This is a genomic window from Burkholderia sp. MSMB1835 (assembly GCF_001526365.1).
In the GTDB taxonomy this organism is placed as follows: domain Bacteria; phylum Pseudomonadota; class Gammaproteobacteria; order Burkholderiales; family Burkholderiaceae; genus Burkholderia.
This window is the reverse complement of record NZ_LOYP01000015.1, coordinates 241668-261766: the sequence shown is the minus strand read 5'-3', so window position 1 is coordinate 261766 and position 20099 is coordinate 241668. Positions and strand designations below refer to the sequence as shown.

The window sequence follows — 20099 nt, the reverse complement described above, 5'->3', positions numbered from 1 at the left end:
CATCTACAGTGCGAATCGGTCGATCGTGGCCGAATGCTCACGATATTGTTGACCGCGCCATTGCGAAATAAACGGCGATAGTGCCGCGAAATTCGCTTGTCGAAAATATATAAATCAGGATGGGAAAAATATGCGCGCTCGATCGCTGAAACCGGCAACGCTGGCCGCATCACTTCGACAACGTCGCCCGCACCGTATACTCGCCTTCCAGCCCACCCTGCTCCGGCCGCACGAAATACCGCGACGAATCCAGATCCGCCGGCAGCGGCTCGACCGGATAACCGTGCTTTTCCCACGCATCGAGGCCGCCCTTCAGCGCCCGGATGTTGTGGATCATCTTCTTGCGCTGCATCTTCGCGATCAGCCGCTTCGCGGTCGCCTCGTTCGGGCACACGCAATAGACGACGATCGGCCGTTTCAGCACTTCCGGATCGAGCAGGTCCGGCGAGTCGAGATCGACCGGCACCGCGCCGGCAATCCGGTACGGCTCGCGTTCGCGAATCGCCTTCGGACGTGCATCGAAGATCAGCGGCGGTTCGTCGGACGTCATCATCTCCACGAGCTGCGGCGGCGAGATGCGCACCTGCGCGAGATAGCGGCGGAACTGCACGCGACGCACCCAGCGGTACAGCAGGAACGTGATGAAGATCGCGAGAAACGCGTCGAGAATCGTGCCGCCGCTCGCGCGCACCCACAGTACGAACTGGACGATCTGGTCGTGAATGGCCGCGCCGCCGATCAGCCAGAACGCCGCCCACAGCGACGCGCCCGCCAGATCCCAGAACAGGAATACGCCGATGCCGATCGCGGTCGTGCCGAGCAACGGCGCCGACACGAGCCCGAGGCCCGGCAGGAATTTCGACAGCACGAGCAACGGCGCGCCGTACCTTTCGAATACGTTACGCGCGAAACGCAGCGTCGTGTCGAGCGACAGCGAGAAGCGTACGAGGCCGTTCAGCAGGCGCCGGCCGCGCGTGCGGCCCATGAAGAACCAAAGGGAATCGGCCAGCATCGTCGCGCCGATCGCCGCCGCGAACATGCTGACCCAGGACGCCTGCCCCATCGCCGCCATCGTGCCGCCGAGAATCAGCATCGGCACGGCCGGCACCGGCACGCCGAGCTGCGTGATCAACACGCTCGCGAACACGGCCCACGGGCCGAGCGACGATGGAATAGCAATGGGAAAGTGCCACACGGCGGCGCTCCTGGAAGACATGCGGGCCGCGCGACAGGGCCGTCGGTACGGCGGCGCAACGGCCGCCGCGGCACGTCCGCGATCGACCGATGCATCATGCGCATTCTAAACGGGTTTGGCCTCGCTCGCGCGGAACACCGGGCGGCGGCGCGGGCTTTGCGCGCGGCGTGACGCGACCGTGACGGTCACACGTCGGAGCGCGGCGCGAGTTGGGCGACATGCTCCGCGTAGTCGGGAAACTCGGCCGCCAGCGCGGCCGCATCCGCCAGCTCGAATTCCGCGAACTCGAATCCGGGCGCAACCGTGCAGCCGACGAGCGCGACGTGCTCCGGCGACGCGCAGCGCGCGCCGAACCAGCTTCCGGCCGGCACGACCGCCTGGAACACGGTGCCCGGATGGGTGAGCGGGTTGCCGAGCCGGTGGATCGTCAGCCCGTCGCGCGCATCGAGCACCCACACTTCGATCGGATCGCCCGCGTAGAAATGCCAGACTTCGTCGGAGCGGATGCGATGCCACGACGAATACGCGCCGTCGCACAGCAGGTAGTAGATCGCGGTCGACGCGGCGCGCGGCGCGCCGTCGGCCGGGCGCACGACCGACTCGGTCGCGCGATAGGTTTCACGGAAATAGCCGCCTTCGGGATGCGGCTGCAGGTCGAACTGGCGAATCAGGTCGGTCGCGGAAATCGGCATGGCAGATGACGTCGGTAAGGGAGAAAACCGGCATCCGGCCGACCGTCCGATCGCGATTCATGCGCCCGGGTGCCGCCGGATGCCCCTGCGTCGATCGTCGCGGCCATGCGCGCGGCGATCGAGCGGACACCGGCCGATGCTGCCAGAACTGCATGCCGTGATGCAACTGCGGACGGGCAATCGCGCATCGGCGATGCGTATCGGCGAGGCTCGCCGCGCTGTGTCGGGCGACGCGACGACGCGGCACACCCGCTCGCGCAAGACGCCCGGGATGCCGTGCGGCAGCGCGCCAACTGCGCGCGCTGGTGCCGCATCGGCCCGCCGTACCTCGCCGGTCACGCGGCCGCCGACGTGCCCGCCTCGTCGTGCCGTACCAACAGCACCGGCCGGTCGGCCGCACGCAGCAGCGATTCCGCCACGCTGCCGAGCAACAGCCTGCGCAGGCCGTGCCGCCCGCTCGTACCCATCACGATCAGGTCGGCGTCGGCTTCGGCCGCGGTACGCATCAGCACCGTCGCGATGTCCTCGCCGTACGCGTCGAGCGCGCGCACCGTGCCTCGCACATGCTGCTGCGCGAGCATCGCTTTCGCTGCGTCGAGTACCGGCGTCGCCGCATCGGTCGCGGCGACATCGCCGTCGCGCTCGGCGGCGAAGCCGGCGTCGACGTCGACGAGCTGCGGCCGATGTTCGACGACGTACGCACACGTCACTTCGCCGCCGGACGCCGTCGCGATCCGGATCGCCTCGTTCAGCGCGAGACGTGCGCTCGGGCTGCCGTCGAGCCCGACGAAAATCCGCTTGTACATGGTCCGTCCCTCCGACCGGGCGGACGTCGCGCGTTGCGCAACGACGGCCCGTTATCGCAAGCCGGCCCGGCGCCGGCTTGCCTGTCGAACAGTCTGCCCCACGTGCCGGCGCGCGCGTTGACGCGCGTCAACCGCGGCCGGCGCGCCCGCTGTTTCGCGCCTTTACCGCAATTTCAACCGACCCCATTACAAAAAACGTGTAAAACGCGCACAATTTCATCTTGAAAATAATCGTTGCATGCAGCCGGTGCGAGTTTTCCGCCGGTTTTGCCGCGCTGCCCGAGTGCCCCGGGTAGTCCGAACAACAGAATGGCCATCGAATGACCGCCAGTGGAACCCCGACGCGGGACGCCCGAGGGCCCACGCGCCTTCAGATCATGTTACGCCAGCCACTCGCGGCCGGCGTCGTGACGCTGTGCGCGGGCGCGGTGCTGTCGCTCGGTGTCGCGCTGCTGGTGCGCGAGCAGTGGCAAGGCGCCGTTCGCACGCGTTTCGAACGCCGCACGACGCACGTGACCGCGATGCTGCGGCATGAACTGCAGGCCGGCGCCGCCGTGCTCGAAGGCGCGCGCGGCGCGTTCGGCCTCGTGCCGGACATGACACCCGGCCAATGGCGCCGGTATGCGGAGACGCTCGATCTCGACAGCGGCCGCTCGCCGGTCCGGCAGATCGGCTATGCGCCGCTGACGCCCGCGGCGCGCGGCGCGCTGGCCGGCACGAAGCCGCTGCCGGCCGATACGCTCGCGGCAGCGACGCTTAGCGCCCCCGCGTCGAACGCGCCGGTCGTGCGCTTCGGCGCGTTCGACGCGGCGCCGCTCACGCGTGCGCTGCGGACCGGCGATATCGCGCTCGGCGTCCACCCCGCCGACGACGACACCTCCCGCGACGCACGCACCCTGACGCTGTTTCTGCCCGTGACGGCCTCGCCGCTGGCCGCCGCCACGCCGTCCGGCACGCGCGAAGCCGGCGCCGACGGCATGCTGTTCGCGGCGCTGAGCCCACGGCGCCTGATCGAGCGCGCGCTCGACGCGGAGCGCGGGATCGATCTGCGAATGACCGCCGGCGGCGATTCGCGCGCGATCGTCAGCGTCGAGACGACGACCGACGAAGCGTCGGCGTCGCCCGACCTGATGCGGCGCACCGACGTGCTGAATTTCGGCGGCACCGCGCTGACGCTCGCCTATTCCGCGGACGGCCGGCCGAGCGCGACCGGCGCGCAGCGGGCGGCCGGCACCGTGCTCGCCGCCGGGCTGATCGCGTCGTTCGGGTTCGCGGCGCTCGTCCATGCGCTGCTGCGCGGGCGCGCCGACGCCGGCGCGAGCAGCCGCGGCATCCTCAACGAGGCGCGGATGATGGGCATCATCCGTTCGTCGATGGAAGCGATCATCACGATCGACGAAAAGCAGACGGTCGTGATCTTCAATCCGATGGCCGAACAGGTGTTCGGCGTATCCGCGATGGAGGCGATCGGCGCGCCGTTGTCGCGCTTCATTCCCGAGCGGTTCCGCGCCGCACATGCGAAGCACGTCGACCAGTTCGGCGTGACGGGCGTGTCGGAGCGGCAGATGGGCCGCCAGCGCGTGCTGTTCGGGCTGCGGGCCAACGGCGAGGAATTTCCGATCGAAGCATCGATCTCGCAGATCCGCGACGCGTCGGGCAAGCTTTATACGGTGATGCTGCGCGACATCACCGAGCGGCAGCGGGCCGAGAATGCGCTGAAGCAATCGCGCGAGGAATTGCGCGAATTGTCCGCGAACCTGCAGAACGTGCGCGAAGAGGAAAAAACCCGCATCGCGCGCGAGCTGCACGACGATCTCGGGCAGCAGCTCACCGCGTTGAAGATGGACCTGTCGGTCGTCGAGCAGCAATTGCGCGTGCCCGGCCACACACAGCCCGACGAAGGCGTGCAATTGCATCTGCAAGGCATGCGGCGGCTGATCGACGCGACGGTCGCGTCGGTGCGGCGCATCGCCGCCGATCTGCGGCCGGTGATGCTCGACGATCTCGGCCTCGTGCCCGCGATCGAATGGCTCGCGAACGATTTCACGAATCGCTACGGGATCGATGTCGAGCGTCACATCGAAACGGGCGGCCTCACGTTCACCAGTACGGGCGCGACCACGCTGTTCCGCATCGTCCAGGAAGCGCTGACGAACGTCGCGCGTCATGCGGATGCGACGCGCGTGACGTTGCGGCTCGACATCGAGGAAGGCTTTTGCGTGCTGCGCGTCGCGGACAACGGCCGCGGCGCGGCGCCCGGCGGTCCGGCCCACGAGGACAAGTCGTTCGGCCTGATCGGCATTCGCGAACGCGCCCACATGCTGGGCGGCACCGTGACGATCGACACCGCGCTCGCGCGCGGCTTCTCGATTACCGTCGCGTTTCCGCTCGGCACCGTTCAACAGGACACGCTCATCACATGATCAAGGTGCTCATCGCCGACGACCATACGCTCGTACGCGACGGTCTGCGGCACATCCTCCAGAACGCCACCGGGTTCGAGGTGGCCGGCGAAGCCTGCGACGGCCCGTCGACGATCGCGCTGGTGCGTGCGACGCCCGCGCAGGTACTCGTGCTCGACCTGTCGATGCCGGGCCGCAACGGCGTCGAGCTGATCAAGCAGATCAAGGACGAGAAACCCGCGCTGCGCGTGCTGGTGCTGACGATGCACGCGGAGCAGCAATACGCGGTGCGCGCGTTCCGCGCGGGCGCGTCCGGCTATCTGACGAAGGAAAGCGCGAGCGCGGAGCTGGTCGGCGCGGTCGCGAAAGTGGCGTCGGGCGGTGTCTACGTGAGCCTCGCGATGGCCGAGCAGTTCGCGCAGAGCCTGAACGAGCCGGCCGAAACGCTGCCGCACCAGCGGCTGTCCGACCGCGAATTCGACGTGTTCCGGCGAATCGCCGCCGGCCAGACGCTGACCGAGATCGCGAACGCGCTGTGCGTGAGCGCGAAGACGGTCAGCACCTACAAGACCCGGATTCTCGAAAAGATGCAGATGCCGCACGAAGCGGCGCTCGTGCGTTACGCGATGCGGCACAAGCTGCTCGACGAAACGGACGACGTGTAACGGACGACGTGTAACGGCGACGTGTAACGGACGATGTCTAGCCGGCATGGGGCGGGCCCGGTCGGCCCGCGCGTGATCGTTACTTCGCGGGCACCGGGCACGCGAGGTCGCCGTCCTCGCAGGACAGATAGCCCTTCAGCGTTTCGGTACGCGCTTTCGTCAGATCGTCGAGACAGGTCGATACGACCATCGGATACGCACTGCCGCCCTCGGCATTCGCGCTCGAGAAATGGCATTCGGCATCGCGGTACGCGATCCACGCGCGCTGCGCATTCACGAGCTTGTCGGCAAGCGGCCGCGCGTCGCGCAGGCGCGCGGTGACGGCCTGGTAAGTCCGGTTCAGTTCCCCGTCGGATTTCTTGTACGCGCGATCGGCACACGCCGTCATCGTCGCCTGATCCGTCGCGTCCGCGCAATTCGCTTGCGCATGGGCGACGCTCGCCGCCAGCGCCAGCGAGCCCAGCAGACCGGTCAAGACACGCATGGATGCTCCTTGTTGTTCGTTGAAGTCGGGAACCCGGTGCCGTGCAGCGCCCCGTGTGGATGGGCCGCGCTACCCGCGGCGACATCGACCGCGATGCTAGCGCACGCGCGGCGGATTGTCAGCGGGGTGCGGGGCTGCAGCCGGAGACTCGCTCGGGAACGATTGCGCATGCACCGCGATCACGGACACGGGTGCTGCAGGTGGTCGGGGTCGATTGCCGCGGATTTTGCTCGAACGGATCCATGGGAAGAGAGATCTCCCCGCGTCGGCAAATATCGGATTGCCCGGCCGACGATTTCGCTCGTCGTCTGCGCCGGATCGCTGGGCTTCGCATCATGGAAAAAAGCCCGCACCCGGAACCGAACCGGGTGCGGGCTTTCTCGATACGACGTCAGCCGCGGCCTTCAGGGCCGCGAAACGGCGACTGGCTTAGTGGCCGAAGTACACCGACGAGCGGTCGCTCACGGCCGGCACGACCGCGCGCTGGCCCGACTGCGACGTCGCGACCGGGTTCGAACCGTAGCCGGTTGCGTCGGCTTGCGCGCCGGCGTTCTGCGCGGCGGCGATCTTGGCCTGGGCGGCCTGGATGTTTTCCGGATAGTTCATCCAGTCGTTCGGGTTGTAGCCGGCCTTTTCGAGCTGGACCAGCTCGGCGCGCACTTGCGCGCGGGTCAGCGGCTGCTGGTTCGATTGGGCAAACGAGACGACCGGTGCGGCCACCAGGGCGGCCAGTGCAACTGCCTTGATCAGCGATTTCATGATGCGTTACCTCCGGGATTGTTTTGTCAGGCGCTTCGGACGCGAGGTCGTTGCGCATGAGTAGAAGTCTAGGAGGCTCGACTATCAGGGTAAATACTTAAATCGCAAATTCACTGTTGACCGAAACCGTACAATCGAGCGGGAATAAGCCGTTTCATCAGACGATTACCGCCACCTGCGCGCCGAATGCCGCGACACGGCGTCGTTACTGCGAAGCGCCGGTCGCATCGGGCGCGGCCGACATCGGCACCGACGGCGGCGGAGCCGGCACGGCCGAAGGGGCGACGCCGATACCGGCGCTGCTTCCGCTCGTCGCACTGGCGCCTGCCGGCGGCGGCGCAAGCTGCGGCTGCAGTTGCGAAGCGCCCGCCGACAGCGCGGCGGCCGACGCGGCCACTTCGGACGCCGGCACCCATTCCTCGACGATACCGCCGGATGCGGCATCCGGCGCCGATGCGGCGGACGTCGCCGACGCCGCCCCTTCGTCGGCGTCGGCCGGGCGCTCGATGCGCTGCGTCCTGACCGGCGCGGGCGCCTTCTTCGGCTCGGGCGGGAACCACGTGTCGAACAGGTCGGTCGCGCGCTCGCGCAGCGACGCGAACCAGCCCGGCGACGGCTCGGTATCGAATTTCGCCTTCGTATCGACGATCCGGGCGCGCTGCGCGCGCTGGAAGAAATCGCCGACGATCGGCAGCGCGCTGTGCGCGCCCTGCCCCCAGTAGTCGCTGCGCAGCGTCACGCGGCCGTCGTCGAATCCGACCCACGCGCCGGCGACGAGGCCCGGCTGCATCAGGATGAACCAGCCGTCCGCGTTGTCTTGCGTCGTGCCGGTCTTGCCGGCCACGTCGCCGCGGATGCCGAAGCGCGTGCGGATGCTGCCGCCCGTGCCGCGCGTGACGACATCGCGCATCACGTCGAGCAGCATCTTGTCGGTTTCGGCGTCGAGCGCGCGCTCGGGCGGCGCCGGTGCGTATTCGGCGAGCACGTCGCCCTGGCGATTCTCGATGCGCGTGACCATCTGCGGCTCGACGTACAGCCCGCCGTTCGCGATCGTCGCGTACGACGCGACCATTTCCTTCAGCGTGACCGGGCTCGTGCCGAGCGCGAGCGACGGCACGCGTTCGAGCGGGCTTTCGCGCACGCCCATGTCGCGCGCCAGCCGCGCGACGGCGGCCGGGCCGACCTTCTCCATCACCTGCGCGGTGATCCGGTTGCGCGACAGCGCGACCGCGTCGCGCAAGGTCATCGGCTTGCCCGTTGGCGGCACGTCGTCGTTCGGCCGCCAGATCTCGCCGCCTTTCAACGGGATCTCGACCGGCTGGTCGATGAACGTGTCGTCCGGCTTCATCCCGCTCGCAAACGCGGCGCCATAGACGAACGGCTTGAACGTCGAGCCCGGCTGGCGCCGCGCCTGCGCGACGTGGTCGAACGGCTCGCGGGTGAAGTCGCGGCTGCCGACCCACGCGCGGATCTGCCCGTCGCGCGGATCGACCGCGAGGAAGCCGGCCTGCACGTCGGTCTTCGACTTGCACAGCGCACGCAGGAAGCCGCGGTCGGCCGCGAGCAGCTTCATCGCCGCCGCGTCGTCCTTGCCGGCGTCCTGCGCGGCCTTGTACTCGGGCGATTCGCGCATGAAGGTGCGGAACACCTCGTTGTCGGTGCCGCAGCCGTCGCGGCCGCTCCATGCGTTGTTCGCGATGCCCTGCAGCTGATTGCCCTGCAGCGTGAGCGCCTGCGTCGCCATCTGCTGGAGGCGCGCGTCGATCGTCGTGCGCACGATCAGGCCGTCCGAGTAGATGTTGTAGTCGTTGCGGTCGGCCCACGCGATCAGCCATTTGCGCAACTGCTGCGCGAAATGCGGCGCCGGACCGGGCGGCTCCTTCTGGCGTTCGAAGTCGATGCGCAGCGGCCGGCGCTGCAACTGCGCGAACTGCGCCGGCGACAGCTTGCCGTACTTCACCATCTGGCTGAGCACCGTGTTGCGCCGCTGCAGCGCGCGCTCGGGGTTCAGCACCGGGTTGTAGTAGCTGTTGCCCTTCAGCATCCCGACGAGCGTCGCGCTGTCGAGCACGTCGAGTTCGTCGGCCGACTTGTCGAAATAGGTGCGCGCGGCCATCTCGACGCCGTACGCGTTGTACAGGAACGGCACCGTGTTCAGGTAGGTCTCGAGGATCTGGTCCTTGCTGTAGACGGCCTCGATCTTTAGCGCGGTGATCGCCTCCTTCACCTTGCGCGTGAGCGTCGGCGCGCGGCCGATCTCGTCCGGATACAGGTTGCGCGCGAGCTGCTGCGTGATCGTCGAGCCGCCCTGGCGGCTGCCCGAGAACGTATGGAGCGCGGCCGACGCCGTGCGCTTCCAGTCGAGGCCGTGGTGCGCGTAGAAGCGGTGATCCTCGGTCGCGATCAGCGCGTCGACCATGTGCGGCGAGATCTGCTTGAGCGGCACCCATTCCCGGTTCGACGGCTTGAATTCGGCCAGCAGCTTGCCGTCGGCCGACAGCACCTGCGCCGGCTGGTCGACGCGCGCCTTGCGGATGTCGCCGATGCCCGGCGTGAACGGGATGAGCACGACCACGTACGCCGCGAACAGCGCCGGCACGGCGGCGGCCGTGAGCAGCACGCCGCGGCGGGTCGGGTGGCGGACATGGTGCCACGCGGTGGCGGCGAGAGGCTTGGCCCGCGCGACAGCGGCCGCCGCGACAGGTTGGGCGCGCGCGACCCATCTGGCACACAAGTCACGCACTGACGACACGTTTCGGCGATTCACGCGGGTGGAGCTCGGCTGAAAAGGCTGCATCGTACCAAACTCGCGCGGCCGTCCGACCCGCGGCGGCGCCGGGCCGGCACACGGCGAGGCGGTTTCGCGACGGCGCCGACGCAAAAAAGGCGCGTGCTCCGCGACCGGAACGACGCGCCAAACCTGGTACCACAACCTGAACGCCGCGCGACGAGGACGCGACGGCGGCGCGACCGGCGCTGCGGCTCAGCGCACGAGAAATCCGTACGTGAGCGGATCGCGCTCGTCGACGATCCAGTTCGCGAACCCGCAGATATGCGCGCTGCCTTCCACTTCCGGGATCACGGCCGGGATGTCGCCGACCGTCGTTTCGCGCAGCACGCGCCCCTTGAAGACCGTCCCGACGATCGATTCGTTGACGAGCGTGTCGCCCGCCGCGAGCAGCCCGCGCTGGTAGAGCTGCGCGACGCGCCCGCCGGTGCCGGAACCGGTCGGCGAGCGGTCGACCTCGCGATCCGCGAACACGCAGCAGTTCGCCTGCGTCGAACCCGCGTGGCGTGGCGCGTTCGCGATGATCGTGCCGTAAATGTGGTTGATTTCCGGGATCTCCGGATGCACGACCGGATACTTCACGTTCGCGGCCGCCTTCACTTCCGCGCCGAAGCGGATCAGTTTTTCGACGGCCGATTCGCGCACCGGCAGGTCGAACGGCGCGCCGTCGACATAGAAATAAAACGCGCCGCCATACGCGATGTCGCCGGTCACGGTGCCGAACGACGGCGTGTCGACCGACACGTCGCGCCGCCAGATGAACGACGGCACGTTGACGAAGCGCACGGGCCCGGCATGTTCGCCGTCCCATTTGACGAAGGCCTCGATGAAGCCGCATGGCGCGTCGATGCCGACCCGCGTCTCCGGCACCGTGCGCTGCACCCAGCCGAGTTCGACGGCCGCCGTCGACAACGCGATCACGCCGTGTCCGCAATGGTCGCTGTAGCCTTCGTTGTGCACGAAGATCACGCCGAAATCCGCATGCGGCGACACGGGCTCGGTCAGGTAGCCGCCGTACATGTCGGCATGGCCGCGCGGTTCGAACATCAGCGCGCGGCGGATCTCGTCGGCATTCTCCTTGAGCCACGCGCGGCGCTGGACGATCGTGTCGCCGGGCAACCGCGGCAGCCCGCTCGTGACGATGCGGAACGCCTCGCCGCCGGTGTGCACTTCGACGGTGGAAAGGGAGCGGGAAATTTTCATGGGTGGATCGAATGCGTTGAAACGAAGGACGGCGGCGCGGCCGCCGCCCGGTGACGGGCGGTGCGGCGATTACTTCGCGTACGGTGCGGGCAGCCCGTTGCGGATCACGTAGACGGTGGTCGGCGCGCCTTTCAGGTCGCCGTTCGCGTCGAACGAATAGGTGCCCGCGACGCCCGCGTAGTTCGACTTCGCGAGCTGCGCGCTCAGCTTCGCCTTGTCGGTGGTCGTGCCGGCCTTGACCATCGCGTCGGCGAGCAGCTTCACGCCGTCGTAGTAATTGACGCCGTAGACCTGCGTATCGGCGTGATAGGCGTCGTGGTACTTCTTCAGGAATTCGCGGCCGGCCGGCGTCTTCTCGAGCGCGACACCGCCCTGCGCGCAATAGACGATCGACGCCGCCTCGCCCGCGACCTTGCCCATGTCGGCCGAGCAGATGCCGTCGCCGCCGAGCAGCTTCGCGCGCAAGCCCCGCTGCTTCATCTGCTTGGCCATCGGCGCGCCCTGCGCCGCATAGCCGCCGAGGAAGATCACGTCGGGGTTGGCGGCCTTGATCTTGGTGAGAATGCCGAGGAAATCGGTGGCCGACGAATTCGTGTATTCCTGGTCGACGATCTTGATGCCGTTCGCCTTCGCGACGTTCATGAACTGCTCGGCGACGCCCTGCCCGTACGCGGTGCGATCGTCGATCACGGCGGCGGTTTTCGCGTTCAGCGTCTTCGCGGCGAACATGGCCATCGTGCCGCCGAGCTGCTCGTCGCTCGCGCCGATCCGGAAGATGTTCTTGAAGCCCTGTCGCGTGAGCGCCGGGTTCGACGCGACCGGCAGGATCGGCACGCCGGCGTTCGCATACACGCGCGAGGCCGGAATCGCGACGCCCGAGTTGTACGGCCCGAGCACCGCGACGACGCCCTTGTCGACGAGGTTCTGCGCGACCTGAACCCCGGCCTTCGGATCGGCCTGATCGTCCTCCGAAACCAGCTTGAACGTAACGGTCTTTCCGCCGACCTTCACGCCGGCCTTGTTGAGTTCGTCCACCGCGAGCCGCGCGCCGTTTTCGTTGTCCTTGCCGTTGGCGGCCTGCGGGCCCGTCAGCGGCGCCGAATGGCCGATCGTCACGACTTCCTGCGCGTGCGCGGAAGTCAGCGCGCCGACGGCGGCAGCCACCGAGAGCGCGATCGTGAGGTGTCGCATGATGTCTCCTGATTGGTTTTGTGCGAAACCAATGTAGGACATGCGTGGTCACACCGCAAGCAATTTCAAAATAATTCCGGATACTTTGGTCATATTGAAGACCAGATCGAACTTGCGCGCGGGCGGGCTACTTCGGCGCGATATCGCGCCGCACGCGGCGAATGTGCTGTTCGACATAGAAGGCGGCCGCATCGGCATCGCCGGACACGATCGCCTCGTAGATCAGCCGGTGCTCGGACACATAGAGGCGGATCCGGCCCGCGTCGTAGATGCCGTCGTCCTTCAGCCGCTTCCACAGCGGCTGGTCCATCGTCTTCGCGACTTCGTCCGCGATCTTCACGATCAGCGCATCGCCGGTCATCAGCGCGAGCTGTCGATGAAACAGCCGGTCGCTCTCGTTCCACAGCGCGCGCTGGTGCGGATCGTCGACGTCGGTGATGGTTTCCATCTGCGCGAGATAGCGCTCGGCGCCGGGATCGGCGCGGCCATGGGCGGCGGCGAGGCGCGCGATCGCGGGCTCCAGGATCAGCCGCACGTCGAGCGTCGACGTCGGGCTGAAGTCGGCCTCGGACGCCGTGTGCGCGTCGCCGCGCTGCGCGAGCACGTCGAGCGGCGCCGCGACGACGTAGGTGCCCGAATTGCGCTTCGTGAATACGAGCCCTTCGTTCTGCAGCGCGCCGAGCGCTTCGCGCACGGCCGGCCGGCCGACCTGGAACAGCGCCGCGAGCTCGCGCTCGGACGGCAGCCGCGATTCCGCCGCGTAGCGTCCCGCGCGGATCTCGTCGCGAATCTTTTCGGCTACCTGCTCGTAGATCTGCAGCGGCCTGAAACCGCCTTCGAGTGAGTCGGGACGCGCGGACATCATCGTATGGCTCCTGCCCGTTCGGGGCGTGGATCTGGAATGGGTTCGCACTATACCGGAGCGGCGCGGCCAGTGCGGCAGCGGCGAGCTTCTGGCCGGATATTAGAACCAAAATCCACGACGCGCTTTATTTTCTGGGTTGCTGGCGCGCCAGAAAGTGGTATAGATTCGATCCACGCTGCCTTGTGTCACGGTATCCGGCAGACCCGTGGCGGGCGCGGCACGCGTCCGCCGTTCACGCTCACCGACGCCCACGACGTACACGATGACCGCCCTTTCTCCGATTCCCGTTTTCGACGCAGCCGACACGGCCGCCCTGCTCGACTACCCGGCGCTGCTCGCCACGCTCAGGCAAGCGGTCGTCGAATATGCGGCGGGCGACATCGTCAGCCCCGAACGCCTGGTCGTGCCGCTGCAAGGCGGCGGCGTGATGCTGTCGATGCCGTCGAGCGCCCACGACCTGGCAAGCCACAAGCTCGTGAACGTGTGTCCCGGCAACGGCGCACGCGGGCTGCCGACGATCCTCGGCCAGGTCACCGCGTACGACGCCACCACCGGCGCAATGCGCTTCGCGCTCGACGGCCCGACCGTCACCGGCCGCCGCACGGCGGCGATCACCGCGCTCGGCATCCAGGCGCTGCATGGCGCCGCGCCCCAAGACATCCTGCTGATCGGCACCGGCAAGCAGGCGGCCAATCACGCGGAAGCGCTCGCGGCAATCTTTCCCGAAGCGCGCCTTCGCGTGCGCGGCACGACAGCGGACAGCGCGGCCGCCTTCTGCGCAGCTCACCGCACGCATGCGCCGCGACTCGCACCGCTCGACGGCGACGCGGTTCCCGATGCGATCGACGTGGTCGTCACGCTGACGACGAGCCGCACGCCCGTCTACCGCGAAGCCGCGCGCGAAGGCCGGCTCGTGGTCGGCGTCGGCGCGTTCACCGCGGATGCCGCCGAGATCGACGCGAGCACGGTGCATGGCAGCCGGCTCGTCGTCGACGATCCGGCCGGCGCGCGCCACGAAGCCGGCGATCTGATCGTTGCGCAGGTCGACTGGCGGCACGTCGCGTCGCTCGCCGACGTGCTGAACGGCACGTTCGCCGGCGGCGGCCCGCTGCTGTTCAAGAGCGTCGGCTGCGCCGCGTGGGACCTGGCCGCGTGCCGCACCGCGCGCGACGCGCTGGCCGCGCGCCGCGCCGGCTGACCCGGACGCGCGAGCGTTCGCGCGGCATCGCATCGCCGGGCCACGCCGGCGGTTTCCCGTACGCGGTGTAGGAAACGCCCTACACCGTGTCGAAGCGGCCTACACGAAGTTCCAATTCGGCCGATTCCAATTTCGGCGGCGCAACACGATACTGCCGGCATGAATGCCAGCCTGTCACCCGCCGCGCTCAGGGTGTTCCTCGTCGATCACGCCGTCGCCGTCCGCCGGCGGATCGCGCTGCTCGTCGGCGCGATCCGCGGCGTCGTTGTCGTGGGCGAAGCGGAAGACGGCCACGACGCGTGGACGCATATCCGCAGCAGTCGCGCGGACGTGGTGATCGTCGACGTGCGGCTCGCGGACGGCAGCGGCCTCGACCTGATCGGGATGCTGTCGAAGGCCGCGCCGCGCATCGTCACGATCGTGCTGACGAATCACTCGGCGCCGGCATTCAGAGAGGCATGCGCGACGGCGGGAGCCGACTATTTCTTCGACAAGACGGTCGAATTCGACGCCGCGTGCCGTGTCATCGAATCCCTGGTGCACGCGCGCGTGCACCGCCCCTGACGAGCCGGAGCGACTCATGTCCACCGCCACCGCCTGCGCCGCCGACGTGTCCGTCGTATCCCGGCCCCCGATTGCCCTGCGCCCGGCCGCGCGCGCCGACGCCGTCAAGCATCCGGCCGCCCGCTGCTCGGCGTGCGCGATGCGCTCGATGTGCCTGCCGCCGCACCTGACGGCCGCCGAATACGGCCGCCTCGACGCGATCATCTGCACGACGCGACAGATTCGCCAGGGCGACGCGCTGTTTCGCACCGACGATCCGTTCCAGAGCATCTATGCGGTGCGCGCGGGTTCGTTCAAGACGGTGATGATGCATCGCGACGGCCGCGAGCATGTGACGGGCTTCCAGATCGCCGGCGAAACGCTCGGGATGGACGGCATCGGCGGCGGCCAGCACTGCTGCGACGCGATCGCGCTGGAAGACAGCGTGGTGTGCATCATCCCGTTCGGCGCGCTCGAAGCCGCGTGCCGCGAAATGAAGCCGATGCAGCACTTCCTCTACCAGATGCTGAGCAGCGAAATCGTGCGCGAATCGAGCCAGATGCTGCTGCTCGGCACGATGTCGGCCGAGCAGCGCGTCGCGCATTTCCTGCTGAACCTGTCGTCGCGGTTCGAGGCGCGCGGCTATTCGGCGACGGAATTCAACCTGCGGATGACGCGCGAGGAAATCGGCTGCTATCTCGGGATGAAGCTCGAAACCGTCAGCCGGATGTTCTCGCGGTTCCATCGCGAAGCGCTCGTCGAAACGCGCGGCAAGCGCGTGCGCATCATCGACGCGCAAGCGCTCGCGCAGGTCTGACGGACGGGGGCACGACGGCCGGCGCGGCATTACCGCATCGTGTCGCCCGTCGCCGCGTCGCGCAGCGCCGCCGTTGCGGCGCCCGTCTGCCACTCGATCAGCGCCTGTTCGGCCTGCGCGAACGCGCGGCGCAGCGCATCGTCCACGTCGGCGCCGACGCACGGCGGCAGCGATCGGCGCACCGCGCCGTGCATCGTCAGGTCGAGCCGCACGTCGTACAGGCACGCCCCATCGGCCACCATGCGCGATTCGATCGCGAGTTGGCAGCCGTCGATCCACGCGCGAAACCGTTCGAGCCGCACCAGTTGCGCGCCGGCTTCGGCCTCGAGCGCTGCCGAACCCGTAAATCCGAGGCAGGCGATCTGCATGCCCACGCCCATGTCGTCTCTCCTGACGGGGCCGCCCGCTCGTCGACCGCCTTGCATGTGCCGGCCGCCTCGCGATGCGGCGGCACGGGTGTTTCCCGCGGCGCGGCGCGCATGTTTCGATCGCGGCCGGCCGATAGTCTGCCCGCGCTTCGCCGCGCGGACCCGTTCATACGTTGAAGGTCTGCGACGCCTTCATCTCGATCCATGTCATGCCGGCCCGCAACCCTTCGATCATCGCCTCGCGCTCGGTCGGATACGCGTGGCTGTGCTCGAACGTATGATGAAACCGTGCGGCGCCGGCGCCGTGCTCGACCGACACGCGGCAGCGGAACTCGCCCGATTCGCACGGGCGCGTCTCCACTTCGACCGACCAGTCGCGTTCGTGAATGTTGCCCTGCAGTGTCATGCGCCCTCCTGCGGTATCAGCCTTCGAGCCGGAAGTGCCCGCTGTGCAGCAGCACCGGCCGGCCGCCGATTTCCTCCAGCATTCGTCGTGCCATGGCCTCGATGGCCGGCCGGTGCGCGTCGAATGCGCTCAGCAGATCGCGTTCGAGCAGCGAGCGCGCGCCGAAATGGTCTTCCAGCGCCTCGGCGGTGACCGCGCACTGGACGCAACGCCCGTCGACCAGCGCGGAGAACGCGACGACCAGGTCGCGCGCGCAGTATTCCGGCGGCTCGGGCGGGAAAGTGATGTGCATCTGTCGGCCTGTCATCGTCGCGATGGCTCCATGACGAGAGCATAGTGGTGCGCGCGACCGCGCGCTTGACCCACGTCAACCGGTTCGCTGCACCGCTCGATCGCGGTGCGGCCGCCGACGCCGCTTCAGCCCGCGTCGGGCTCGATCGCCGCGCCGCGCTCCGCGAGCAGCTCGCGCAGCACGCTGCGGTGGCAATGGCGCTCGTCGTCGCAGTAGCAGCCGATCGAGAACGCGGTGGTCGCCGACAGCGCGGCCAGCAGGTCCAGCACCTTCGCCGGATCGCCGTGCGCCATCTCCGCGCGGAAGTGGCGCTTGAACGCCTTCCATTCGGCGTCGGTTTCGGCGGCCTGCGCCAGCGCGACGAGCTCGGGGCTCGGCGACAGCGTCGGCAACCATACATCATAGTAGTTGCGCGACGCGAATTCCGCCTTCGGTACGCCGCGCGGCGGCCGCCTCACCGTGCCGATCCGCAGGCCTTCGCCGGCCGCGCGCGGCGTGCCGAGCTGGATGATCCGGATGCCCATGTCGCTCCTCTGTCGTGCATGCGTTCCCGTGATCGTACCGCCGCGCCTGCGCGTACGTCAGCCGGGCGCCGCACATGACGGCTGCCCAACAAAAAACCGGCTGCTCCCGCGACGGGATGCAGCCGGTTCCGCATCGTGCGCGGCGCGCCGCCGCGCCGCGTTCAGACGCCGCTCTTCAGCACCTGGCCGATCGCGTCCGCGACGATGCCGACGTTCGAGTCGTTCAGGCCCGCGACGCACATCCGGCCCGAGCGCAGGATGTACACGCCGTGCACCTCGCGCAGCGCGTCGACCTGCGATTCGGTCAGGCCCGTGTACGTGAACATCCCGCGCTGCTTCACGTAGCGTGTGAGCGCTTCGCCGCTCACGTGGTCGCGCAGGCCGTCGTGGATCGACTGGCGCATCCGCGCGATGCGGCGGCACATCGCCGACAGTTCCTCTTCCCACTGCTTGCGCAGCGCCGGCGTGCCGAGCACGGCCGCGACGACCTTCGCGCCGTAGGTTTGCGGGTTGCTGTAGTTCGAGCGCACGGCGCCGGCCAGTTGGCCGAGCACGCGGTCGGCCGCGGCCGCGTCTTCGCAGACGACGCTCAGGCCGCCCACGCGCTCGCCGTACAGCGAGAAGTTCTTCGAGAACGAGTTCGCGACGAGCGTCGGCACGCCGCGGCGGGCCAGCTCGCGCACCGCGAACGCGTCCGCGTCGAGGCCCGCGCCGAAACCCTGGTACGCCATGTCGACGAACGGCAGCAGCCCGCGCGCCTCGATCACGTCGATCAGCTTCTCCCACTGGCCTTCGTCGAGATCGACGCCGGTCGGGTTATGGCAGCACGCGTGCAGCAGCACGATGCTGCGCGCCGGCAGCGCGTCGATCGCCGCGAGCATCGCGTCGAACTTCAGGCCGCCCGTCGCCTCGTCGTAGTACGGGTACGTGTTCACCGTGAAGCCGGCGCGCTCGAAGATGAAGCGGTGGTTTTCCCAGCTCGGATCGCTGAGCCACACCTGCGCATCCGGGAAATAGCGCTTCAGGAAATCGGCGCCGACCTTCAGCGCGCCCGAGCCGCCGAGCGTCTGCAGCGTCGCGATGCGGCCGGCCGCGCGGGCCGGGTGATCGGCGCCGAACACCAGCGATTGCACGGCGTCGCGGTACGCGGCCAGGCCGACCATCGGCAGGTACGGCTTCGGGCCGCTGTCGCGCTGCAGCGCGGTTTCGGCTTCGCGCACGGCGCCCATCACCGGAATCCGGCCTTCGGCGTCGAAATAGATGCCGATGCTCAGGTTGACCTTCCGATCGCGCGGGTCTTTCTGGAAGTTCTCGTTGAGCGTCAGGATCGGGTCGCCCGGGTACGCGTCGATGTGTTCGAACATGGCTTGAGTCGGTCTCGTTTGGAAGAAGGGTCGGTCGTGGCCTGCGTCAGCGTGCGGAAGCGCCGTCGTGCACCGCAAAGCCCGCATTCTTCTGACGGAAGCGATACCCGATCGCGAGCACCGCGAGCCATACCGGGATCAGGTACACCGACAGGCGGAGATCCGGCGTCAGGTACATCACGACGAGAATGCCGGCCATGAATGCCAGGCACAGGTAATTCGTGAAAGGATAGCCCAGACTGCGGAAGGAAGTCTTCTCCCCGGCAGCATGCTTGGCTTGGCGGAACTTCAGGTGGATCAGGCTGATCATCGCCCAGTTGATGATCAGCGCCGACACGACGAGGCCCATCAGCACCTCGAACGCCTTGCCCGGCATGAAGTAGTTGACCAGCACGCACACGCCGGTCGCGAGCGCCGATGCGCCGAGCGCCGCGAGCGGGATGCCGCGCTTGTTCACCGAGCATAGCACCTTCGGCGCGTTGCCCTGCTGCGCGAGGCCGAACAGCATCCGGCTATTGCAGTACACGCCGCTGTTGTAGACCGACAGCGCGGCCGTCAGCACGACGACGTTCAGCACGTTCGCCACCAGGTTGCTGCTCAGCGCATGGAAAATCAGCACGAACGGGCTGCCGCCGCTGACGACCTTCTCCCACGGATACAGCGACAGCAGCACGGCCAGTGCGCCGATGTAGAAAATCAGGATACGGTAGATGACCTGGTTGGTCGCGCGCGGGATGCTGCGCTTCGGATCGTCGGCCTCGGCCGCGGTGATGCCGACCAGCTCGAGCCCGCCGAACGAGAACATGATCGCGGCCATCGACATCACGAGGCCCGACACGCCGTTCGGGAAGAAGCCGCCGTGCTGCCACAGGTTCCGCACGGTCGCTTCCGGCCCCGCGTGACCGCTCGCGAGCAGCCAGCCGCCGAAGCCGATCATCCCGACGATCGCGGCAACCTTGATGATCGAGAACCAGAATTCCGTCTCGCCGTACGATTTCACGCTGGTCAGGTTGATCAGGTTGATCGCGACGAAGAACACGAGCGCCGACACCCAGGTCGGCACGCCCGGCCACCAGTACTGCACGTAGATCCCGACGGCGGACAGTTCCGCCATGCTGACGAGGATGTACAGCACCCAGTAATTCCAGCCGGACACGAAGCCGGTGAAGTGGCCGAAGTACTTGTTCGCGAAATAGCTGAACGACCCCGCGACGGGCTCGTCGACGACCATCTCGCCGAGCTGGCGCATGATGAAGAACGCAACGATGCCGGCCACCGCATAGCCGAGCAGCACGGACGGGCCGGCCATCTTGATCGTCTGCGCGATGCCGAGGAACAGCCCCGTGCCGAGCGCGCCGCCGAGCGCAATCAGCTGGATGTGCCGGTTCTTCAGCCCGCGCTTCAGGCCGTCGCTCTCGTTTCCAGAAACCATGTCTTCTCCACTCTGTCCGCCTCCGCCTGACGCGGTGCGGCGCGCCTCGGTGTGCCGGGCGCTGTTTTGCTGTGCCGGCGGCCGTTCGTGGAGCCGCCGAGTTGG

The 20099-nt window shown here is 68.1% G+C and carries 20 protein-coding genes; 5 read left to right on the top strand and 15 right to left on the bottom strand.

Annotated features, from left to right (window positions below; genetic code table 11):
• Positions 1 to 169: 169 nt before the first annotated feature.
• The 3 genes from WS96_RS07700 to WS96_RS07690 all read right to left on the bottom strand — a co-directional run bounded on the left by WS96_RS07700 (position 170) and on the right by WS96_RS07690 (position 2693).
• Positions 170 to 1195: a DedA family protein/thiosulfate sulfurtransferase GlpE gene (locus WS96_RS07700; RefSeq protein WP_050011042.1), complete on the bottom strand. Its 1026-nt coding sequence runs from the start codon at positions 1193 to 1195 to the stop codon at positions 170 to 172.
• Positions 1196 to 1380: 185 nt separating this feature from the next.
• Positions 1381 to 1887 carry a cupin domain-containing protein gene (locus tag WS96_RS07695; protein ID WP_059831593.1) on the bottom strand — a complete coding sequence of 169 codons (507 nt, stop codon included), beginning with the start codon at positions 1885 to 1887 and terminating at the stop codon, positions 1381 to 1383.
• 335 nt (positions 1888 to 2222) lie between these two features.
• The gene (locus tag WS96_RS07690; protein WP_034204853.1) at positions 2223 to 2693 is read right to left on the bottom strand and encodes a universal stress protein; all 471 of its coding nucleotides are present in this window, start codon (positions 2691 to 2693) and stop codon (positions 2223 to 2225) included.
• A 320-nt stretch (positions 2694 to 3013) separates the two neighbouring features.
• On the opposite strand from WS96_RS07690, the gene WS96_RS07685 reads away from it, so the two are divergent.
• Both WS96_RS07685 and WS96_RS07680 read left to right on the top strand, forming a co-directional pair.
• Positions 3014 to 5116 (top strand): PAS domain S-box protein, encoded by a 2103-nt coding sequence (locus WS96_RS07685; protein ID WP_059831591.1) that lies wholly within the window; start codon positions 3014 to 3016, stop codon positions 5114 to 5116.
• Positions 5113 to 5760 carry a response regulator gene (locus WS96_RS07680; RefSeq protein WP_034204855.1) on the top strand — a complete coding sequence of 216 codons (648 nt, stop codon included), beginning with the start codon at positions 5113 to 5115 and terminating at the stop codon, positions 5758 to 5760. The genes WS96_RS07685 and WS96_RS07680 overlap by 4 nt, the downstream gene beginning before the upstream one ends.
• 79 nt (positions 5761 to 5839) lie before the next feature.
• On the opposite strand, the gene WS96_RS07675 is transcribed toward WS96_RS07680, so the two are convergent.
• The 6 genes from WS96_RS07675 to WS96_RS07650 all read right to left on the bottom strand — a co-directional run bounded on the left by WS96_RS07675 (position 5840) and on the right by WS96_RS07650 (position 13050).
• Complete coding sequence (locus tag WS96_RS07675) at positions 5840 to 6244, bottom strand: lysozyme inhibitor LprI family protein (protein WP_059831589.1); 405 nt, start codon at positions 6242 to 6244, stop codon at positions 5840 to 5842.
• Between the two features lie 429 nt (positions 6245 to 6673).
• Positions 6674 to 7003 (bottom strand): DUF4148 domain-containing protein, encoded by a 330-nt coding sequence (locus WS96_RS07670; RefSeq protein ID WP_034204857.1) that lies wholly within the window; start codon positions 7001 to 7003, stop codon positions 6674 to 6676.
• 205 nt (positions 7004 to 7208) lie between these two features.
• Positions 7209 to 9800, bottom strand: a complete 2592-nt coding sequence (locus tag WS96_RS07665; RefSeq protein ID WP_059831588.1) for a penicillin-binding protein 1A — start codon at positions 9798 to 9800, stop codon at positions 7209 to 7211.
• Positions 9801 to 9986: 186 nt separating this feature from the next.
• A complete protein-coding gene (lhpH, locus tag WS96_RS07660) occupies positions 9987 to 10994 on the bottom strand; it encodes a trans-3-hydroxy-L-proline dehydratase (protein WP_059831586.1) in 1008 nt (335 codons plus the stop codon).
• A gap of 69 nt (positions 10995 to 11063) precedes the next feature.
• A complete protein-coding gene (locus tag WS96_RS07655; RefSeq protein WP_059831584.1) occupies positions 11064 to 12185 on the bottom strand; it encodes a branched-chain amino acid ABC transporter substrate-binding protein in 1122 nt (373 codons plus the stop codon).
• Positions 12186 to 12312: 127 nt separating this feature from the next.
• Entirely contained in the window at positions 12313 to 13050 is a 738-nt protein-coding gene (locus WS96_RS07650) for a FadR/GntR family transcriptional regulator (RefSeq protein ID WP_059822442.1), read from the bottom strand.
• 262 nt (positions 13051 to 13312) lie between these two features.
• Between WS96_RS07650 and lhpI the strand changes: the two genes are divergently transcribed.
• The 3 genes from lhpI (at position 13313) to WS96_RS07635 (ending at position 15608) form a co-directional block, all read left to right on the top strand.
• A complete protein-coding gene (gene lhpI, locus WS96_RS07645) occupies positions 13313 to 14248 on the top strand; it encodes a bifunctional Delta(1)-pyrroline-2-carboxylate/Delta(1)-piperideine-2-carboxylate reductase (RefSeq protein WP_059831582.1) in 936 nt (311 codons plus the stop codon).
• Between the two features lie 159 nt (positions 14249 to 14407).
• Entirely contained in the window at positions 14408 to 14812 is a 405-nt protein-coding gene (locus tag WS96_RS07640) for a response regulator transcription factor (protein ID WP_059822445.1), read from the top strand.
• A gap of 16 nt (positions 14813 to 14828) precedes the next feature.
• Positions 14829 to 15608 (top strand): helix-turn-helix domain-containing protein, encoded by a 780-nt coding sequence (locus WS96_RS07635; RefSeq protein WP_034204864.1) that lies wholly within the window; start codon positions 14829 to 14831, stop codon positions 15606 to 15608.
• 29 nt (positions 15609 to 15637) lie between these two features.
• Here the strand turns inward: WS96_RS07635 and WS96_RS07630 are convergent, their stop codons facing one another.
• The 6 genes from WS96_RS07630 to WS96_RS07605 all read right to left on the bottom strand — a co-directional run bounded on the left by WS96_RS07630 (position 15638) and on the right by WS96_RS07605 (position 19994).
• Positions 15638 to 15988, bottom strand: a complete 351-nt coding sequence (locus tag WS96_RS07630) for a hypothetical protein (RefSeq protein ID WP_059831580.1) — start codon at positions 15986 to 15988, stop codon at positions 15638 to 15640.
• A 154-nt stretch (positions 15989 to 16142) separates the two neighbouring features.
• Entirely contained in the window at positions 16143 to 16382 is a 240-nt protein-coding gene (locus WS96_RS07625; RefSeq protein ID WP_006479066.1) for a hypothetical protein, read from the bottom strand.
• Between the two features lie 16 nt (positions 16383 to 16398).
• Entirely contained in the window at positions 16399 to 16689 is a 291-nt protein-coding gene (locus WS96_RS07620) for a DUF1488 domain-containing protein (protein ID WP_034204866.1), read from the bottom strand.
• 110 nt (positions 16690 to 16799) lie between these two features.
• Entirely contained in the window at positions 16800 to 17198 is a 399-nt protein-coding gene (locus WS96_RS07615) for a DUF488 domain-containing protein (protein ID WP_034204867.1), read from the bottom strand.
• Between the two features lie 161 nt (positions 17199 to 17359).
• Positions 17360 to 18562 carry an amino acid aminotransferase gene (locus WS96_RS07610; protein WP_034204868.1) on the bottom strand — a complete coding sequence of 401 codons (1203 nt, stop codon included), beginning with the start codon at positions 18560 to 18562 and terminating at the stop codon, positions 17360 to 17362.
• Between the two features lie 46 nt (positions 18563 to 18608).
• Positions 18609 to 19994, bottom strand: coding sequence for an amino acid permease (locus tag WS96_RS07605; RefSeq protein WP_059831578.1), 1386 nt, complete (start codon positions 19992 to 19994; stop codon positions 18609 to 18611).
• Positions 19995 to 20099 lie beyond the last annotated feature (105 nt).

Coding starts and splice junctions, on each gene's coding strand:
- WS96_RS07695 (WP_059831593.1), bottom strand. CDS start 1,887: ATGCCGATTTCCGCGACCGACCTGATTCGCCAGTTCGACCTGCAGCCG.
- WS96_RS07690 (WP_034204853.1), bottom strand. CDS start 2,693: ATGTACAAGCGGATTTTCGTCGGGCTCGACGGCAGCCCGAGCGCACGT.
- WS96_RS07685 (WP_059831591.1), top strand. CDS start 3,014: ATGACCGCCAGTGGAACCCCGACGCGGGACGCCCGAGGGCCCACGCGC.
- WS96_RS07680 (WP_034204855.1), top strand. CDS start 5,113: ATGATCAAGGTGCTCATCGCCGACGACCATACGCTCGTACGCGACGGT.
- WS96_RS07675 (WP_059831589.1), bottom strand. CDS start 6,244: ATGCGTGTCTTGACCGGTCTGCTGGGCTCGCTGGCGCTGGCGGCGAGC.
- WS96_RS07670 (WP_034204857.1), bottom strand. CDS start 7,003: ATGAAATCGCTGATCAAGGCAGTTGCACTGGCCGCCCTGGTGGCCGCA.
- WS96_RS07665 (WP_059831588.1), bottom strand. CDS start 9,800: ATGCAGCCTTTTCAGCCGAGCTCCACCCGCGTGAATCGCCGAAACGTG.
- lhpH (WP_059831586.1), bottom strand. CDS start 10,994: ATGAAAATTTCCCGCTCCCTTTCCACCGTCGAAGTGCACACCGGCGGC.
- WS96_RS07655 (WP_059831584.1), bottom strand. CDS start 12,185: ATGCGACACCTCACGATCGCGCTCTCGGTGGCTGCCGCCGTCGGCGCG.
- WS96_RS07650 (WP_059822442.1), bottom strand. CDS start 13,050: ATGATGTCCGCGCGTCCCGACTCACTCGAAGGCGGTTTCAGGCCGCTG.
- lhpI (WP_059831582.1), top strand. CDS start 13,313: ATGACCGCCCTTTCTCCGATTCCCGTTTTCGACGCAGCCGACACGGCC.
- WS96_RS07640 (WP_059822445.1), top strand. CDS start 14,408: ATGAATGCCAGCCTGTCACCCGCCGCGCTCAGGGTGTTCCTCGTCGAT.
- WS96_RS07635 (WP_034204864.1), top strand. CDS start 14,829: ATGTCCACCGCCACCGCCTGCGCCGCCGACGTGTCCGTCGTATCCCGG.
- WS96_RS07630 (WP_059831580.1), bottom strand. CDS start 15,988: ATGGGCGTGGGCATGCAGATCGCCTGCCTCGGATTTACGGGTTCGGCA.
- WS96_RS07625 (WP_006479066.1), bottom strand. CDS start 16,382: ATGACACTGCAGGGCAACATTCACGAACGCGACTGGTCGGTCGAAGTG.
- WS96_RS07620 (WP_034204866.1), bottom strand. CDS start 16,689: ATGACAGGCCGACAGATGCACATCACTTTCCCGCCCGAGCCGCCGGAA.
- WS96_RS07615 (WP_034204867.1), bottom strand. CDS start 17,198: ATGGGCATCCGGATCATCCAGCTCGGCACGCCGCGCGCGGCCGGCGAA.
- WS96_RS07610 (WP_034204868.1), bottom strand. CDS start 18,562: ATGTTCGAACACATCGACGCGTACCCGGGCGACCCGATCCTGACGCTC.
- WS96_RS07605 (WP_059831578.1), bottom strand. CDS start 19,994: ATGGTTTCTGGAAACGAGAGCGACGGCCTGAAGCGCGGGCTGAAGAAC.